We start from the raw sequence: 17,083 nt of genomic DNA, 5'->3' as shown, positions 1-17,083 counted from the left end.
CGGCAAACCGCTCGGAGCCGAGCCCCGCCGCTCGCGAACCGAGGGCGTCAGAGAGATGTCGGGGGTGCTGTGCGCTGCTGTGGTCGTCATACCTGACAGGTGCGCATCCTCAACCACAACATATAGTGGTCTTATCCCATGTAGAACACTATATGTAGCTACTTATCGTGGCTGGCGCTCTCCATGCGACGCCGCCCACAGTGCTGGCCGCGCCGCCGATGAGGTTCACCGTTCAACCGTCGGGTTGGGCCTGGCAGCGCAGACCGCGCCTCTCAAAGCATCGTCGTCGCGCAGGCACTCCGGCGGTTCACCGCTGAGCAGGCGCAGCAGCACGCCGTCGCCGGTCGGGGTGCCGGTGTGCTTCGGTGCGTGGTGCCCCAGCACGATCCGCAGCAACGCGGTCCATGATCGTGGCGGTAGGCCCAGCAGCACCGGCATGGTGCGGTCGCGGCGCAGCACCTCGACCGCACGGGACCGCGAAGGCAGATCAGCCAGCCGATAGGCCACATGCTCCACGCAATCGGCCACGAGGGCAGCGTCCCAGCCCTCTAACTCGAACAGCGCCACGACCTCCGACAGCACGGCAGCGACCGGCCCGTCATCCTCACCGGGCTCTGGATAATCATCGTCCGGGGTGACGGCGAACGCGGGGTGGTAATCGGTCAGGCCCTCTCGGTCAGCGAACCGCACAGCATCGTGGAACCCGGCGATCCTGGGCGTGCGGCGCGCCTTGCTCGTCGCCACCAACAGCCCAGCAGCCCGGACCTCGACGCCGCAACTGATCTGCACGGCGCGGGTAACCACAGCCCACGGATTCCCCGCGTTCCGCGTCGAGGGGGCGAGCATGACCTCGAACGCCATCGAAGCGACCTCCCAGGCATCCAGCCCGTACCTGCGCGCCAGCCGCTGGTACCTCACCGCGGCGTATCGCATCAGTTCCGCCGCTTCACGGTCGTCCTGCCAGGCCCCAGGCCCGGCCTCATGCAGCCGGATCAACAAGGCGCGCAGCCCTTCGGGGCTCTCGAATCCGTGGCTGGCCGAGCCAGCCGATCCCGCAGCATCGTCGCTGACGGGTGGGGTGTGTTCGGTCACGGTGGCGCCTCCCGCGAAGGAGGTGCGCCATCAACACCCAGACCAGGACCGGTATCGGCCGGTCTCTAGTCGTTCATCGGCAGATCAGCTACTGCGGTAGACCTCCTTGCCGGGAGCTGCTACTGACGAGCCCGCGTCCGCTGGCGACGGGCTTGATGCGGTGATCCGCTTGATTGATTCGCTAGAAGGCGCGCCGGGGTCGTCCGGCGTCCACGTGACTCCGGTGGACGCCGGACGACGCGCTCGTGGACGTCGCCGCCTGTGTCTCGTCAGTCGACGGGGCTGACCCGGATGAGGTTGCCGTCGGGGTCGGTGATCACGAAGGTGCGCCCGAAGACATCGTCGTGGATGTCCTCGACCACGTTGTGCCCGCTGCCCTTCCACTTGGCGTAGAGGCTGTCGATCGCCTCAGCCGATCCCGGCACCATCAGCCCGAGTTCGGACAAGCGCGGGGTCTGGGGCGTGACGGAATCTCCATGGCGGCTCCAGAGCGCGAACAGCACTCCGGGGGTGACCTGGAACGCGACGTAGGCGGGGTCGACGAAGACAGGCTCGATCTCGAACAGGTCGGAGTAGAACCGGGTCGAGCGCTCCGTGTCGGTGACGTAGATCAGGAACAGGTTGGGTGCACTCATGAAAAGCCTCCTTGTTGGCGGGGAACGGTGCGCCATCTACACTGGCAGCAATAGAAGACATCCCATGTCACCTTTGGAGAAGCATCGTGGACCGTCCGCAACGACTGCTCGCGATGCTGGTCGCGTTGCAGGCCAACCATCAGATGACGGCCGCCGAACTTGCCGAACAGTTCGGCGTGTCCAGACGCACGATCCTGCGCGATGTCGAGGCGCTGGCCGACGCCGACATCCCCGTCATCGCCGAGCGTGGACGCTACGGCGGCGTCACCCTGCTGCCTGGTGCAGAAGTAGATCTGAGCCGGCTCACGGGGAGCGAGGCAGAGGTGCTGGAACTGATCGGCGTGGACCTCGCCCGGGCGAAACAACTCGGGATCGAAGCCGCCACCCGCACCGCTGCGCAGAAGCTCGCCGCACGCAGACCGTGGGCGTTCGGGAAGACTGCCGGTCTCCTCCCTCTCAACGAAGTCGTCGCCATAGACAACCGTGGCTGGTTCACCCGTGACGATTCTGCCGATGTAGCTGCACTCATCCGCGATGTCAGACGGGGCAAGCGGCTGCGCATCGACTACCGGGCCAGCGGAGCACCTGGGTCGCGCGAGCGGCTCGTTGACCCGTATGGCGTGTTCTCCCGCGGTGGACGCTGGTATCTCATCGCAGATGTACGAGGCGAACCACGGATGTACGCGCTCGCACGGCTTCGCGCCTGGGTCGTGCTCGACGAGGATCGGCAGATACGCGCAGACGTGACACTCGCCGACCTCGCAACGAACCTTGCCACGAACCTGGAAGAGCGTCACAACATCTACGTGACCGCAGTTCTCGACACGAAGATCGAGGACATGGCCCGCCGTATCCTCGGTAGCCGTCTGCTTTCGGTCGAACCCACAGAAGTCTCAACCTCGGTGCAGATCACCGTCGGCTACGAGCAACTCGACGCTGTGCGTCAGCTCCTTCAGTTCGCCGAAAAGATCGAAGTCACAGACCCTCCCGAAGCACGCGCCCTCATCGCCAGTCTCACCCGCACCATCGCCACTCGCCATCGCGACGCAGCCAGCAGATAACCAGCCCTCGCTGACAACAAAAGCGATGCACGCATTTTACGGCGGTGCCGTCGTGCACACCTCCCTCATGAGACCACTCATGAGGGAGGCCAGGATGAAGGGCGGCGTGCTCTTGTTCCGCGGCAGCGGTGCTGCCGCCCGCCGCTACGTCGAGGCCGACCGCTCCCGCGCCGACGAGTACTACCTCGGCGCGGACAACGCCGTAGCCGAGTATACGGTGATCGACGCCAGGGGCGAAGTCACCGCCGCCCGGTCGCTGTCGGCGGATGAGTACGAGGGGTGGGTGGACTGGATCAACCCCGTCACCGGGGAGTCAATGGGCACCCCACGCACGCCCGGCGAGGTTCGGAAGGGGTCGCCATTGTTCGCGGAGATGACGATCAACGCCCCCAAGAGCCTGTCGGTCGCCGCCGCTCTGCACCCCGAAGTGTCGGAGGCGCTGGATGTGGCGCAGCGGGACGCGGCCGGGGAGATACGGCGGTTCCTCGGCCGACACTCGGTCACGCTGGCGGGGCCGCGCGGAGCGCAGGAAGTCCTCCCGGTCGAGCACATGCAGACCGTCGCGATCACGCACAAGACCTCGCGGGCTGGTGATCCGCACCGGCATATCCACTTCCAGATCGGCACCAGGGTGTGGGCCGCAGGTGCGTGGCGGGCACTGACCACCGCGGCCTTGTTCAAGCAGCAGGGCGCGATCCGCGCCCTCGGCGCCGCAGTGATCGCCGCCCACCCACAGCTCGCCGACACCCTCGCGGAGCACGGGCTGACGGTCGATCCGGTGTCCGGGGAGGTGGCCGAGTTGGAGCCGTTCAACCATGTGATGTCGAAGCGGTCGGCGCAGATCAGGCGGAACCTGGACCGCATGGTGGCCGAGTGGCAGGCGGAGCACCCCGGCGAGACACCCGGCCCCGTATTGACGGCGAGAATGCAGGACACGGCGTGGGCCTATCAGCGGCCCGGCAAGAAGCCCGCCGACCTCAAAGACGAGGCGTGGTGGGTGCAGGAACTCACCGACGCCGGTTACGACCCGGCCCGTATGCAGCGGCGGGAGACGCCCGCCGCGGTATCGCTGGATGACCTGGCGGTGCAACAGGTCGCGAGCCGGGCGCTGGATCGCTGCGCGGCGGCGGCATCGACGTGGACACGGCACACCGTGGTCGAGCACGTCACCCGCATCACCACCGAACAAGGCGTGCAGGCAACCCCTGCCGAGTTGCGGGAGTTCATCGACCTGGCAACCGGCCTCGCAACCAAGGATTGCTTCTCCGTGCTCCCGGAGGAAATGGTGCAGCCAGAGCATGTCGCGCATCTGACGAGCCTGAACGTGATCGCCGCCGAGACCGCACTGCGAGACCAACTCGCCGCCACAGTGCCAGAGCGGGAACCGGAGTACCCCGACGTGACCCGTGCCGCACAAGCAGCCGGGCTCGATACCGGGCAGACGGTCGCGGCTGCCGCGGTTGCCTCGACTGATCCGCTTGTGATCGTGGAGGGCGCGGCGGGCAGCGGGAAGACCACGATGCTCCGCACCGCCACTCAGGTTGCAGAAGAACACGGCCGCAGTGCGCGTGTGGTCGCCCCGACGTTGCGTGCCGCGCAGGTCGCCGAGCAGGAACTCGGCGTGCCCGCAACCTCCGTGGCCGCACTGGTCTACGCGCACGGGTGGCGGTGGAACGACGACGGCGTATGGGCACGCCTCAACCCCGGCGACACCGACCCCGCAACCGGCGACACCTACACCGACCCGCCAAGAGACATCCAGCTGTCGCGGGGCGAGCGGGTGATCGTGGATGAGGCGGGAATGCTCGACCAAGACACCGCTCAGGCCCTTCTGACCGTGGCCGCCGAAGCGGGCGCGACGGTCGCGCTCGTGGGCGACCGCGCCCAGTTGCCCGCGGTCGGTCGCGGCGGGGTGCTCGACATGGCTGCGCAGATCAGGGGCCGTACCTACGACATGACCGAGCTGCATCGCTTCTCCGATGCCGAGTATGCGGCCCTCACCCTCGCCATGCGGGACCGGGAGCACCCCGGCGACGTGTTCGACCGCCTCGCCGCCATGAACCGTGTGACCGTGCACGCCGACGACGACACAGCCCACGCACACATCACCGAGCACGCGCGGGGCGGCGAGGCGATCACGGTTGCCACGAACGACGAGGCGGCGGAGCTGAATGAGCGCATCCGCGCCGGGAAGGTCGAGCGCGGCGAGGTCGACGACACCGCGACCGCGACCGGCAGCGACGGGCTGAGCATCGGAGCCGGTGACCTCATCCAGACCCGCAAGAACAACAGCGAGCTGGGAGTGGCGAACCGGCAACAGTGGGTTGTCCAGCAAGTGGCTGACGACGGCACGGTCTACGCTCGCGAGGTCGGCAGCGACCGGAAGCACCTGCGGAGGGTCGCCCTGCCGAGCGAGTACGTGGCCGAGCACGCGCACTTGTCCTATGCCGCGACCGCCTACGGCGTCCAAGGCGCAACCGTAGACGCCTCACACACGATGCTCAGTGAGGCGACGAGCGCGGCAGGCGTCTACGTCGGCATGACCCGAGGCCGCGAACAGAACCGCCTGCACGTCGTAGCCGAAGACCTGACGGACGCGCGGGCGCAGTTCATCGAGGCGATGGAACGCGACCCGGCAGACCGTGGACTCGACCACGCCACCCAGCAAGCCATCGACGCCGTGCACGGCCTCGTCGCGGATGGCCCGGTCAGGCTTGTCTCCGACGAACTCGCCCGGCTCGACCAGGAGGCCGCGCGCGCCCAGCGGCAGGCGGACAGGTGGGAGCAGATTGCCGCGCGCTTTGACGCCCAGCATGCTGCGCACCGCGTCGAGGACGACGAGAACGCCACCGTGCTTCGGACCGCCGAGGCGGAGGCCGAGCGGGTGCGCGCCGAGGTCGCCCAGACGCTCGTTGTGCAGGCCGAGAACGACGGCACGGCCTACCTCGCCGCCATCGCTGCCGAGACGGCCGCGAGCGTGCGCGTCGCGACCAGCGGGCGATTCGGCAGGCGCAAGGCCCGTGCCGAGCACCGCACCGCGACCGGACAGACCCACGCCGTCCGGGTCCAGGTCCGCGACGCCTGGGATGTTGAGCCGCCCCGCGCCCCCGAAGCACTCCCCGCCTGGGCCGCGCAGGCAGCAGCGCGACAAGCCGAGGGCGACCCTCGCGTGAGCGACGCTGACCGCGCCGTCCAGGCAGCGCACGCCGAGCAGAAAGCGACCAGCCAGCGACACCAGCACGAGCGCATGACGTTGCTGGTCAACGAGTTCGGAGCGGACCAGGCTCGCCGCGACCAGTTCGGCATGCGCACGACCAACCCGCACCGAAACGTCGCCGACGCCCGCACGCGAGCCGCCCTGATCCGCGCCGAAGCAGACGAACTCCGTAGCATCCCGGTGACCGATGCCGCCCGCCGCATCGAGGCCAAGCGCGCCGAGCAGGAGCAGACCCGGCAGCGGGCCGTGTGGCGGGCACGGCAGCTCGACCCGTTCGAGCACGGGCCCCGCCGCAGCGCCCCACGCCGCGACGGGCCAGCACGAGGTCTATAGGCCCAAGGCTCCGAACCGATGGAACCGTCGTCACTGGCCTATGGCATGCCGTGGGGCGCAAAAGCAACTACGCCCCTCGACCCACCAGTTCACCAACCGATGTCGAGCATGTCTGCGCTGCGCTGCCAGTGCTCGCGCACGATTTCCGGGTCAGAGGCTTGCCGGTTGGTGCTCCCGATGCGCCTCGGCGTTCCGTAGTACTCGCCCGAAGCCCAGGTACCGCCTGGCTTGCCGTCGATGAAGTGGCGCAGCCGTGCGCCGCCCTGCTGCGGGGAGATGAGGAACCGCTTGAGCACTCCGTGGTAGACGCGCTGGAAGTAACTGTCGGTGTCGGCGGCGAAGTTCGTCGCGACGTTGCCCGGATGGAACGCCACCGATGACAGACCGCGTGCGTGGAAGCGCTCGTGGAGACCTTTGGTGAAGAGGATGTTCGCCAGCTTCGCGTCGCCGTAGGCCTTGTTCGGGGTGAACCCCTGCCAGTTGTTCAGATCGTCCAGATCGATGTTCCCGAACAGGCGCGCCCCGATGCTGGAGGTGTTCACTACCGCCGCCCGGCTGTCGAGCAGTCTGTCGATGAGCAGATGCGTCAGCAGATACGGCGCGAGGTGGTTGACCTGGAAGGTCTTCTCGAAACCGTCCGGCGTGGTCACCGGGCCGGAGAACATCCCGCCCGCGTTGTTCGCGAGCACGTCGATCCGGCTGCAACTTTCGTTCAGCACCCGGGCGAGGCGGCGCACCTCATCGAGCCTGGTGAAGTCGGCCAGGTGGTACTCCGCGCCCGTGGCTTCGGCGACGGCCTGCGTCTTCTCGGGCGAGCGCCCGATGAGGATGAGCCGAGCGTCCGTGTCGGCGAGTTGCCGGGCGGCTGCCGCGCCGATGCCGTCACTGGCTCCGGTGATGACGATGGTGCGCATCGGCACGCCTTTCCATGTTCGCGTCAGGAGGGAGGAAGCGTGCGGTGAGCGCTTCAACGGCTTCCCAGGTGTCTTGCTCACGCCCAGGGTCGTATGACTCGGGCGAGGATCGCGCGACCTTGTGGCGGTCGGTGTAGGCCCCACTGGGTGCCTCGACAGCACCGAGCGCCGCGTCAGCGAGGAAGCTCCCAGCCTTGCCCGGTGACGTTGCGAAGGGGGTGAGTGTCATCAGTGGCATGATCCAGCGCATCGCGAAGCGGGAGACAGGATCGGCGTCTCGGGCCAGATCGGTGCCGGGTACGAAGCCAGGGTTGTAGCCAGTGATCGTCCACGTCGCCGGAAAGCGGCGAGCGCACTCGTGCACGAGATAGATCGCGGCGAGTTTGCTGGTCGAGTACGCGGTACGCCCCGCCCTCGTGCTCGATGGGTCGCGGAACGCGCCGACGCGGGCCAGCGTCTCGACCGGCTGCCACCTGGGGCCGGGCACCATGCCGAGGTTGTGCCGGAAGTCTCCGAAGTGCGTATCACTGACGGTCACCACGACCCGCGCCTGCGGATGCAGACGGTGATGGAGCCTGCGCACCAGGACATGGTTGGCGAGCACGTTGACCGCGAACGTCGACTCGAACCCGTCGACCGTCTCGGTGCGCGCGTTAGTGTGCTGCACCCCGGCGTTGCACACCAGTCCACGGATCGGCGGCAGACCACCAGAGCACACAAGGTCGAGCACGGCATCGGTCGCATCAGCCACGCTCTGCAATGAGGACAGATCGACGCGGACGACCGAGACGCTGCCGCCGTGAGCCTTCAACTCGTCCACGAGGTCGCGCGGATCGTTCCGGCTGAGCAGGACAAGATGAGTCTCCGGCTGCGCAGCGAGCATCTGCCTCGCTGCGATCCGGCCGATACCCCGGCTCGCCCCGGTCATCACGACGGTCTGTTCCACGCTCATCAGCGGCCCGTCCCGCCGCTGTGCTGATCCCGAGGCCCCGCGATGGCCTGCACCAGCAGCACCACATCGCTCTCGGTGAACAGCCCGCCATCGCTCTCGGTGCTGGCGAACGCGACACGGGCGAGAATCGAGCCGACCACGATATGCGCGGCCGCAGTGGCATCGGCACTCATCTGCTCGCAACGCGCCCGTGCGCGGTCGAGGATCGTGGCCAAGTGCTCACGTGTCGGGTCGAAGATGCTCGCCCGCACGATGGCCGCGAGTTCGGGATCGTGGGCGGACTCGCCCACCAGTGCGACCAGGGTCGCCCCGATCCTGCCGGAAAGCACCCGCCGCTTGTGCGCGAACAACTCCCGCAGATCACCCTCGGTCGAGCCGGTGTCTATGTCCGCCGACTCAGACTCAGCGATCTGTTCCGCCGCCGAGAGCAGCAGATCACGCTTCGACGGCCACCGCCGGTACAGCGTCGCGGTCGAGACTCCGGCACGCTTCGCAACCAGAGCAGTGGTCAACCGGGCATACCCCTCGTCCGCGAGCAACGACAGCACCGCGTCCATGATCGCGGGAGTGAGTTCAGCATTGACCGGCCGACCCCGCGACCTGACCTGTTTGTCTTCACCCTGCACCACGACCCACCCCTCGCCCATAGATACAAAACGACTTCATTTCATAATCTAGCGGGCGAATCGCTGGATGCGCAAGCGAGACGGCGACGGCCGGACAGCAGGACAGCAGGACGAAGGAAGCACCCCGCCCGGCAGGTGCACTTTCAGAGTGGTGTCAAACCCGACATGTGGTATTCCCGGCACCTGCCGGGCCGACCAGCACGTCGAGAACCCTCCCGGAGACTGCGATCTGGGTGAGCGCTGCGGCCTGGTCATCGCCGAGCAGGTGCCCTTCCCGGTCGGGCTTCGCGGTGATCTTCTCGACCGTCTCGACCTCGACCATCGGGCCGGTCAGTGTGCGGGAGTGTTCCAGGAGACGGTCTTCGGCCTCCAGCAGTACCGTCGAGGAGAACACGGTCGAGTGGCGGGGCCGGAACACGCTGGTGCCGTCCGGGCGGCGGAACGCGGCCGGGCTGGTGGCGAGCTCGGGCGGCGTCAGCCGCAGCGAGGCCTGCTCGGCGGCATCGGCGATCATCCCCACGATCGCCTCCCGGTCGCTCGCAGTCGCGAATCGCCATGCCATCGACTGCCTGCTCGCCTCGGAGTGCAGGTTCCATCGCCGCCAGGTCGAGCGTTTCTCGCCGACGACCTCGACAACCGCCTGCCCGAGCTCGGAGATCACCTCCAACGGCACATCATCAGCCCGCAACGGCCGCACCTGCTGCGCCTCCGCGAGGACATTGCCGGCCCAGCCGGTCGCGTCCTCACCCAGCAGACGCCCGGCCCGGTCGCGCCAGCCGCTCGTCAGGTCCGCGAGGGAGTGGACCTGCTTCTCGGGGCGGGTGGCGAGGGTGGCCTGGGCGCGCAGGCGCACGATCGTCCGCGCCGAGGGCCGGCGGCCATGCTCAGTCGTGTAGGCGGCGATGAGCCGGTCGGCCTCGGCATCGATATCGCGGGCGCGGGAGGAGAACTCCTCGATCAGCTCCTCGCTGACCCCGGTGATCTCCCACGCCGGGTTACGGTCCCGGCCCCGATCCCGCGCCTCCCACTCCACGCCGAGCGTGCCGGTGAGGCGGTCGGCCAGGACCGCGTTGTAATGCTCCGAGAGCGCGACGACCGCCGCGTGCATGGGGCGCCCGTCCAGCGACCGCCAGCGTCCGTCCAACGCGGTCTGGACCTTGTTGGAGATCACGACGTGGGTGTGCAGCTGCGGGTCGCCGGAGCGGCTGTCGTAGTGATCGAACGCCGTGGCGATCAGCCCGGTCACCTCGACCTGGGCGACCGCGCCATCGGCGGCGGTGTACCCGCTGCGGGTCGCGGCGACCTCCCGCTCCATGAACTCCACCACCTGAGCCACCGCGTCATGATGTGCCTGCGCGATCAGCGCCTGCGTGCCGGCGTCGGCGACGCCCCAGAGCACGGAGACCGATTTCGGCACCGAGAACGTGTAGTCGAACCCCGCGACCGCCCGACGGTTGCCACTCTCGGTCTCCTCGGCCTCGATCAGGCTGATCTGCTCCGCCCGCTCACCCATCCCTAACTCGGAGTCGAGGTCGGCGACGCGCTTCTCAATCCGATCCGCGACCGAGACATACCTCGGGAAAGCCCGCCCGAGCGGGTCGCCGCTGACCGGGTCGCGGCCCATCCCGATCAGCAACTGCAACTGCGACTCCGACACCTCATCGCCGAACGCGATCTGCCCGTCGCCGAGACCGTGCAGAGCCGCCCCCATCCAAGTGCCCGGTGGTGTGCCTTCCTCCGTGTAGTACCTCGTCAACGGGGTCGAGAGGGAACGATCACCGTCGGCGGCGGCGATCGTGCGAAGCAGGTACTTGTACCCGTCGCCCGCGCTCATCACCCGCATCGAGACCGTCATGCAGACCAGGTGAACCGCGCAGCCACGCGGCGGAGTGGGGCGTACGTCCGGGCGGCGTTCTCTCCTCCATGTAGTACTTGGTGGAAAGTACCGAACTCCGCTGAGACCTGTCTCTTGATGCAGTATGCGTCCGTGGTTCGCCTGCTATTGGCTTCTGAGCGGCTAGACGGATTGATGCTCTCTTGGTGTCGAGGAGTCGATCAGGCCTTGGAGGGTGTCTCGGGTGCTGACCAGTTCAGCGATCTGCGCGTCATAGTCGTGCAGGTGTTCCACGAGTAAGGGAACCGCGCATGGTTCCAGACGGTCCGAGTCATGGATGCAGTCGAGCAGTTCGTTGATCGCCCGAGTAGGAAGCCCCGCTGCCAGCAGCGTCCTGATATGACGAACTTGACCAGCCACGGCCGGGTCGAACAGTCGCTGCCCCGACGAAGAACGTTCGGCTTCGATAAGCCCCTGGTTCTCGTAATACCGCAGCATCCTTGGAGTCGCGCCGGTGCGGGCCGCCAGATCGCCGACGCGGAGCAGCCGCGCACGGTCTTGACTTGCCTCTGCCACTAGCGTCAACTCCTACGGTCATCTCATGACCCTTCAGATCACTCACCTCAATGGTAACCCCGCAACCGTCTCGGACCTTGCTCCACTATCCTTCGCGGGGTATGCCCACTTCACCGCGATGCAGATGCGCGACTACTCCGTGCCGGGCCTCGATCTCCACCTCGCGCGTCTGCGTCAAGCCAGCGACACGCTCTTTGGACAGCATCTTCCCGATGAGCGAATCGCCGACTACCTTCGGACGGCTGTCGAAGCCTCCGAAGCAACGGACGCATCGGTGACCTGCTTCATCACCTCCCGGCCTGGCGAATTCGCCCCCGCAGGCGAAAGCCCCAAACTCGATGTGCTCGTAAAAGTCACCGACCCCGCAGTTGCTCCTGCCGGTCCTCTTGCCCTGGATATCGTGCGGCATGAGCGGCACCTGTCGCAGGTGAAGCATGTCGGCGAAGTCAGCAAGACCTTCTTTCTCCGTCAGGCCATCGAGCGAGGTTTCGATGACGCAGCATTCGAGGACTCGGCCGGCAGATTGAGTGAGGCGACGATCTGGAACCTCGCATTCTGGGATGGCGAGTCGGTCATCTGGCCGGAAGCCGAGTACCTGCCGGGAGTGACCATGCAGATACTTGCGCGCCGCCTACACCGACTGGGCGTACCGCAACAGACCCGCACCATCCACACAGCGGACCTCAGTGAAAGACTCTCGGCAGTCGTGATGAACTCATGGACACCCGGAATAGCAGTGTCGCTCATCGGCGACCAGTCGATGGCTCAAGATTCGAAGTTCATGAGACTTCTCAACAAGGCATACACCACAGAAAACCGCGACCGCCTGAAGTGACAGCCTAGGCGTAGAGGCAACTACTTTTGCGCCTGCACGGGGTGCCGCTCGCGGCCTAGCATCGCGACTCGATGGCTGCCTACGCTCTCTCGCCCACGCAGCCCCGCCAACGATTGGTCTAGTAGATCAGCGCAGACTTGGATCTGTGTTGTGATCCAAGTTGCGCGGCAGTCTGGGCGGGTGGGTGTCGAGTTCTGGATCGCGTCGATCGTGGTGACGGCGACGCCGGGCACGGGAGCGTTGTTCACGATCGCGGCGGGTCTCGGGCGCGGTACGCGGGCCGGGCTCGTTGCGGCGCTGGGGTGCACGCTGGGGATCGTGCCGCACCTGGTGCTGGCGCTGACCGGGGCGGCCGCGGTGATCGCGGCGAGCCCGGTCGCGTTCGAGGCAATCAAGTGGCTGGGTGTGGCGTATCTGCTGTACATGGCGTGGGGCACCTGGCAGCAGACCGGCATCCTCGCCCCAGACTCTGGCGAAGAATCCGAAAGAAGCAGGTCGGCGGCGAGGGTGATCAGCGGCGCGGTGCTGGTGAACCTGTTGAACCCGAAGCTGACAGTGTTCTTCTTCGTGTTCCTGCCGATGTTCGTGGACACCACCGCGGAGGGTGCGGTGCTGCGCATGGCCTGGCTCGGTCTGGTGTTCATGGCGATCACGCTGGTGATCTTCACCGTCTACGGCGCCTGCGCCGCGTGGCTGCGGCGGTATGTGGTGGGCCGCCCGGTCGCGATGCGCTGGACCGGCCGGGTGTTCTCCGCCTCGTTCGTGGTGCTGGCAGTGATCCTCGCGTTCACACGTCAGTAGCGGATGACGGTCTCATGCCGGTGTGAAGCGGCCGATGGCTCCGAGTGTCTGGAGGGCTGCTTCCAGGCGCGGCGGCGGGTGCGGGCCGTAACCGATGATCAGCCCCGGCGGGCCCGGGCTGATGCGATGAGCGGAGAGCGGCTGCACGGCAAAGCCTGCCTCCTCGGCTCGCGCGGCGAGCATCGTGTCATCCACGTGTTCGGGGAGTCGGACGAGCAGGTGGAGGCCGGCGGCGACGCCCTCGATCCGGCAACCGAGAAGGTAGCGGCGGATCGCAGCCACAGCGGCGTCGCGGCGTTCCCTGTGCCTGAGGCGCAGGCTGCGTAGGTGCCGCTCCAGCGTGCCGCTGTCGATGAGGTCGGCGAGGGCGAGCTGCGGCAGGGCGGGCGAGCCGAGGTCGGTAGCCCAGCGCTTGCGGACCAGGTCGTCGTGCAAGTCGGTGGGCGCGATCATCCACCCGATCCGCAGCGCCGGGGCGAGCACTTTGGACAGGCTCGAGATGTGCACGACGCGCTCGGGGGCTGCGGCGTGCAGGGCGCGCACCGGGGTGCGGTCGTAGCGGTACTCGGAGTCGTAGTCGTCCTCGACCACCAACCCGCCGCGTGCCTCGGCCCAGGCGAGGAGTTCTCGGCGTCTGTCCGGAGCGAGCACGACGCCGGTCGGGAACTGATGCGCCGGGGTCACCAGCACCGCACGGGCGTCGGTACGTGCGAGCGCCGTGACATCGAGCCCCGCACTGTCAACGGGGATCGGGTGGAGGGTGTCGAGCCAGTAGTCGAGGATGCGGCGGTTGCCGTCGGCGCCGGGATCTTCGATGGCGCAGTCGGTGATGCCTTGGTCGCGCAGCACCTGGGCGAGGAGGCTGAGCGCTCCGGTGACGCCGGCGGTGACGATGATCTGCTCCGGGCCGGCGGTGATGCCGCGGCTGCGGGCCAGCCAGTTGGCGAGGGCGGTGCGCAGCCTGGGGGTGCCCTGCGGGTCGGCGTAGCCGAGCTCTGCTGCGGTGGCGGTGGTGAGGACGCGCCGCTCCGCGCGCAGCCACGCCGCTCGCGGGAACCCGCTCAGGTCGGGTACGCCCGCGGAGATGTTGAGCAGTTCCTTCGGTGTCGGCTCGTCCGGCTCAGGGTTGGGCAGTGATGCGGAGGTGGCGGCGAGTGCGGCGACTTCGGTGCCGCCCCCGTGGTTGGTCACCAGCAGGCCTTCTTCGCCCAGGCGCCGGTAGGCCTCCACCACCGTGCCGCGCGCGACGGAGAGCTCGCCGGCGAGTACCCGGCTGGCCGGCAGGCGTGTGCCGGGGGCGAGCGTGCCGTCGGTGATCGCGGTGCGGAGCTGCTGGGTCAGCCAGGCCGTCCGGCCTCGCGGCGGCGCGGTCGCCGGGTCGAGGTTGAGGAAGTCGGAGCCAATCATTTGGTACACGATCCTACGACCCGTTTGGCTCTATCAGGCAGTCCATGCGGTCGGGAGGATGGAGCGTGCCGGGCGGTTCCGGCAGGAAGGGAGCATGTGCTCGTATGCGGTTTCATCACGCGCCGGCCATTTGGGAGGCGCACCCGACGCTCGTCGCCGGGGTCATCAGCGCCAGCGGCATCACTGCGAACGTGGACGTGCAGGAGCTGATCGAGCCCTTCCGAGACAGTACGCTGGCGCGGCTGGAGCAAAAGCCGGTGAGTGAGTTTCCCGAGGTGCGGGCGTGGCGGCAGGCGTTCTCCGCGATGGGGCTGAAGCCCACCCAGTACCGGTGCGCGTCGGAAGCGCTGCTGCGACGCCTCCACAAAGACGACTCCCTGCCGCAGATCCATCCGCTGGTCGATCTGTGCAACCACCTCTCGGCCAGCACCGCGATCCCGATCGCCGTCTTCGATACCGGCCGCATCGACGGTGACCTCACTGTGCGGCCCGCCGACGGCGCGGAACGATACGAGACGTTCTCCGGTGAGGTCGAGCATCCCGCCGCTGGCGAGGTCGTCTTCGCCGACGACGTCGGCCGGGCGCACGCGCGACGCTGGACCAACCGGCAGAGCGCGACCTCCGCGATCCGCGACACCACCCGCGAAGTCCTCATCGTCGTTGAAGCCTTCCACGACGGCGCCGACCATGACGTGCCGGCCCTGCTCGCGACGCTGGCCGCCCACCTTGGCGACCTCTGGGGAGGTGCCCCGCGTAGTGCGATGCTCACCACGCAGTGGCCATGGTTTCCGGCGGACTGACGGCATCTGATCCACCTTGGGTCGCAACACCGTAGGCATGGATGGCTATCGCACCGAACCCGCGGAAGCAGCGGGATCAACGGGCGCGACGACCGGGGCGGGGCGGACGAGCGCGTGCCCGTGCCTGGACAGGAGCAGGAGCACCCCGATCGCCGCCCAGGCTGCGAGGGTGATCCAGGCCGTGTGGATGTCTTGGTGCGGGAAGTAGCTGTGTGCTTTCAGCAGAGTCGCCGCTGCCCCGGGGGCGAGCCACTGCCCGATCTCGCCCCACGGGGCCGGATAGAACGCGGCGGGCATCGCGAACCCGGAGAGCGGGTTGGCGAGCAGTAGCAGGAAGAACACCCCGAGCGGCAGCCCGAGACGGCCGAGCAGCGTGTTCAGGCCGGCGATGATCCCGGTGCCCGACAGCGCGGTCAGGGCGATCGTGACCGCGTTGAGCAGCGGGTTTCCGTGCAGGATGCCCAAGATCGGCTGGAACACGACGGTGAGCAGGACGGCGACGACGGCGGAGTATGCGAGGGCGGTGGTGAGGCGGCGGGTGCGGCCGTGGATGAGGAAGCTGATGAACACGCCGCCGAGGAACCCGGTGAGCACGACCGGGAACCCAGCCGCCGCAAAACCGGCCCCTGCGGGGTCACCGGCCTGCCACGGTGCAATGTCGGTGATCGCCACGGGTGCGTCGCCGGGGTGGACTGAATCGCCCCGGGTCTGGTGGAGGCTCTGAATCCACGGGAGGATGAGGAGCATGGCAGCACCGAGGAAGTACCCGGACGAGCTTCGGGAGAGAGCCACGAGGATGGCTGTTCAGGCGCGACTGGATCCATCGACGAGGTCGGGCACGTTCCGTCGTGTGGGCGAGCAGCTCGGGATCAATCCCGAGACTCTGAGGAATTGGGTCGTGCAGGCGGAGGTCGACGAGGGATACCGTCCCGGAACCACGACTAGCGAGTCCCAGCGCTTGATCGAGCTGGAGAAGGAAGTACGTGAGCTGCGCCGGGCGAACTCGATCCTGAGGTCGGCGTCGGCTTTTTTCGCGGCGGAGCTCGACCGCCCACAGCGTTGATCGTGGAGTACATAGACCAGCACAAGCATGAGTTCGGCGTCGAGCCGATCTGTCGGACGCTAACCGCAGCGGGCACGCAGATCGCGCCGAGCACGTACTACGCGAGCACGGCCCGCCCGCCCTCGAAGCGAGCACTGCGTGACGAGGAGTTACTGGTCGATATCGGCCGGGTCCACTCCGCGAACTTCAGCGTCTACGGGGCAAAGAAGGTCCATGCGCAGTTGCGGCGGGAGGGCATCTCGGTGGCGCGCTGCACGGTCGAGCGACTCATGCGCGTCGCTGGGCTACGTGGGATCAGCCGGTCCAAAGGCCCGCGCACCACGATCTCCGGTCGCGGTCCGGATTCTCGTCCTGACCTGGTCGAACGAGACTTCACGGCCACCGCTCCGAACCAGTTGTGGGTCGCGGACATCACCTACTGCCGAACCTTCGCCGGCTGGGTGTATGCCGCGTTCATCATCGACGTGTTCTCCCGCCGCGTGGTCGGCTGGCAGCTGTCGAAATCGCTGCGGACAGATCTTGCGCTGGACGCGTTGGAGATGGGCATCTGGGCCCGCGATCACGCAGGCCAGTCCGTCACCGGGCTCACGCATCACAGCGATAAGGGCGTTCAATACGTCGCCATCCGCTACACCGAGCGACTTGCCGAGGCCGGCGCGGTCGCCTCGGTCGGCTCCACCGGCGACTCGTATGACAATGCCCTGGCCGAGGCCTTCAACTCGCTGTTCAAGGCCGAACTGGTCCGCAACCGCGGGCCCTGGAAGAACATCGACGACCTCGAGATCGCGACCGCAGAGTACATCGACTGGTTCAACCACCGGCGTCTGCACGGCGAGATCGGAATGATCCCGCCCGTCGAGCTCGAGGACACCTACCATCACAACCACCCCGCACCGGCACCCGCCGACGCGGCACTTGCGAGCCTCTAACAAACCCG

At 67.5% G+C, this 17,083-nt stretch carries 14 protein-coding genes, 1 pseudogene and 1 other annotated feature; of the genes and pseudogenes, 6 read left to right on the top strand and 9 right to left on the bottom strand.

Annotated elements, in window-relative coordinates; genetic code table 11:
* Positions 1-225: 225 nt before the first annotated feature.
* The gene (locus ACQE2J_RS11035) at positions 226-1,092 is read right to left on the bottom strand and encodes an exopolyphosphatase (RefSeq protein ID WP_426936333.1); all 867 of its coding nucleotides are present in this window, start codon (positions 1,090-1,092) and stop codon (positions 226-228) included.
* A gap of 269 nt (positions 1,093-1,361) precedes the next feature.
* Entirely contained in the window at positions 1,362-1,727 is a 366-nt protein-coding gene (locus ACQE2J_RS11030; protein WP_426936332.1) for a VOC family protein, read from the bottom strand.
* Between the two features lie 86 nt (positions 1,728-1,813).
* Here ACQE2J_RS11030 and ACQE2J_RS11025 point away from each other — a divergent pair, with 86 nt between their 5' ends.
* Both ACQE2J_RS11025 and mobF (ACQE2J_RS11020) read left to right on the top strand, forming a co-directional pair.
* Positions 1,814-2,788, top strand: a complete 975-nt coding sequence (locus ACQE2J_RS11025) for a helix-turn-helix transcriptional regulator (RefSeq protein WP_426936331.1) — start codon at positions 1,814-1,816, stop codon at positions 2,786-2,788.
* Positions 2,789-2,882: 94 nt separating this feature from the next.
* Positions 2,883-6,338: a MobF family relaxase gene (mobF, locus tag ACQE2J_RS11020; protein WP_426936330.1), complete on the top strand. Its 3,456-nt coding sequence runs from the start codon at positions 2,883-2,885 to the stop codon at positions 6,336-6,338.
* 89 nt (positions 6,339-6,427) lie between these two features.
* Here the strand turns inward: mobF (ACQE2J_RS11020) and ACQE2J_RS11015 are convergent, their stop codons facing one another.
* From ACQE2J_RS11015 to ACQE2J_RS10995, 5 genes and pseudogenes are all read right to left on the bottom strand, one after another.
* On the bottom strand, positions 6,428-7,252 hold the full coding sequence (locus ACQE2J_RS11015; protein ID WP_426936329.1) for an SDR family NAD(P)-dependent oxidoreductase: 825 nt from the start codon (positions 7,250-7,252) through the stop codon (positions 6,428-6,430).
* Entirely contained in the window at positions 7,221-8,204 is a 984-nt protein-coding gene (locus ACQE2J_RS11010; RefSeq protein ID WP_426936328.1) for an SDR family NAD(P)-dependent oxidoreductase, read from the bottom strand. The genes ACQE2J_RS11015 and ACQE2J_RS11010 overlap by 32 nt, the downstream gene beginning before the upstream one ends.
* Positions 8,204-8,761, bottom strand: a complete 558-nt coding sequence (locus ACQE2J_RS11005; RefSeq protein WP_426936327.1) for a TetR/AcrR family transcriptional regulator — start codon at positions 8,759-8,761, stop codon at positions 8,204-8,206. The genes ACQE2J_RS11010 and ACQE2J_RS11005 overlap by 1 nt, the downstream gene beginning before the upstream one ends.
* A 235-nt stretch (positions 8,762-8,996) precedes the next feature.
* Positions 8,997-10,673 (bottom strand): annotated as a pseudogene (gene mobF, locus ACQE2J_RS11000) (MobF family relaxase); the annotation flags it as partial.
* A gap of 174 nt (positions 10,674-10,847) precedes the next feature.
* Positions 10,848-11,240, bottom strand: a complete 393-nt coding sequence (locus ACQE2J_RS10995) for a MerR family transcriptional regulator (RefSeq protein WP_208649189.1) — start codon at positions 11,238-11,240, stop codon at positions 10,848-10,850.
* Positions 11,241-11,265: 25 nt separating this feature from the next.
* Here ACQE2J_RS10995 and ACQE2J_RS10990 point away from each other — a divergent pair, with 25 nt between their 5' ends.
* Together ACQE2J_RS10990 and ACQE2J_RS10985 are read left to right on the top strand one after the other, a co-directional pair.
* A complete protein-coding gene (locus tag ACQE2J_RS10990) occupies positions 11,266-12,075 on the top strand; it encodes an aminotransferase class IV family protein (RefSeq protein WP_019158396.1) in 810 nt (269 codons plus the stop codon).
* Positions 12,076-12,255: 180 nt separating this feature from the next.
* Positions 12,256-12,876: a LysE family translocator gene (locus tag ACQE2J_RS10985; RefSeq protein WP_127363292.1), complete on the top strand. Its 621-nt coding sequence runs from the start codon at positions 12,256-12,258 to the stop codon at positions 12,874-12,876.
* Positions 12,877-12,888: 12 nt separating this feature from the next.
* Here ACQE2J_RS10985 and ACQE2J_RS10980 read toward each other — a convergent pair whose 3' ends face one another.
* Positions 12,889-14,283: a PLP-dependent aminotransferase family protein gene (locus ACQE2J_RS10980; RefSeq protein ID WP_114306101.1), complete on the bottom strand. Its 1,395-nt coding sequence runs from the start codon at positions 14,281-14,283 to the stop codon at positions 12,889-12,891.
* 104 nt (positions 14,284-14,387) lie between these two features.
* Between ACQE2J_RS10980 and ACQE2J_RS10975 the strand changes: the two genes are divergently transcribed.
* Positions 14,388-15,083 (top strand): B3/B4 domain-containing protein, encoded by a 696-nt coding sequence (locus ACQE2J_RS10975; RefSeq protein WP_127363290.1) that lies wholly within the window; start codon positions 14,388-14,390, stop codon positions 15,081-15,083.
* Between the two features lie 45 nt (positions 15,084-15,128).
* On the opposite strand, the gene ACQE2J_RS10970 is transcribed toward ACQE2J_RS10975, so the two are convergent.
* Positions 15,129-15,830: a hypothetical protein gene (locus ACQE2J_RS10970; protein ID WP_426936326.1), complete on the bottom strand. Its 702-nt coding sequence runs from the start codon at positions 15,828-15,830 to the stop codon at positions 15,129-15,131.
* Between ACQE2J_RS10970 and ACQE2J_RS10965 the strand changes: the two genes are divergently transcribed.
* A protein-coding gene (locus ACQE2J_RS10965) for an IS3 family transposase (RefSeq protein WP_241155578.1) occupies positions 15,829-17,075 on the top strand; the annotation gives its coding sequence in 2 pieces (ribosomal slippage) (positions 15,829-16,114 and positions 16,114-17,075; 1,248 coding nt in all). The two genes, ACQE2J_RS10970 and ACQE2J_RS10965, sit on opposite strands and share 2 nt — an antisense overlap.
* Positions 16,107-16,235: a sequence feature (AL1L pseudoknot), on the top strand. (Overlaps the previous gene by 129 nt.)
* Positions 17,076-17,083: the final 8 nt, after the last annotated feature.

Source organism: Brevibacterium sp. LE-L, assembly GCF_050214925.1.
GTDB lineage: Bacteria > Actinomycetota > Actinomycetes > Actinomycetales > Brevibacteriaceae > Brevibacterium.
This window is presented reverse-complemented; position numbering and strand designations above follow the sequence as displayed.

Excerpts from the sequence above, each read along its gene's own strand:
- ACQE2J_RS10990 (WP_019158396.1), top strand. The coding sequence starts at position 11,266 with ATGACCCTTCAGATCACTCACCTCAATGGTAACCCCGCAACCGTCTCG.
- ACQE2J_RS11005 (WP_426936327.1), bottom strand. The coding sequence starts at position 8,761 with ATGGACGCGGTGCTGTCGTTGCTCGCGGACGAGGGGTATGCCCGGTTG.
- ACQE2J_RS11015 (WP_426936329.1), bottom strand. The coding sequence starts at position 7,252 with ATGCGCACCATCGTCATCACCGGAGCCAGTGACGGCATCGGCGCGGCA.
- ACQE2J_RS10980 (WP_114306101.1), bottom strand. The coding sequence starts at position 14,283 with ATGATTGGCTCCGACTTCCTCAACCTCGACCCGGCGACCGCGCCGCCG.
- ACQE2J_RS11030 (WP_426936332.1), bottom strand. The coding sequence starts at position 1,727 with ATGAGTGCACCCAACCTGTTCCTGATCTACGTCACCGACACGGAGCGC.
- ACQE2J_RS11010 (WP_426936328.1), bottom strand. The coding sequence starts at position 8,204 with ATGAGCGTGGAACAGACCGTCGTGATGACCGGGGCGAGCCGGGGTATC.
- mobF (WP_426936330.1), top strand. The coding sequence starts at position 2,883 with ATGAAGGGCGGCGTGCTCTTGTTCCGCGGCAGCGGTGCTGCCGCCCGC.
- ACQE2J_RS10975 (WP_127363290.1), top strand. The coding sequence starts at position 14,388 with ATGCGGTTTCATCACGCGCCGGCCATTTGGGAGGCGCACCCGACGCTC.
- ACQE2J_RS10970 (WP_426936326.1), bottom strand. The coding sequence starts at position 15,830 with ATGCTCCTCATCCTCCCGTGGATTCAGAGCCTCCACCAGACCCGGGGC.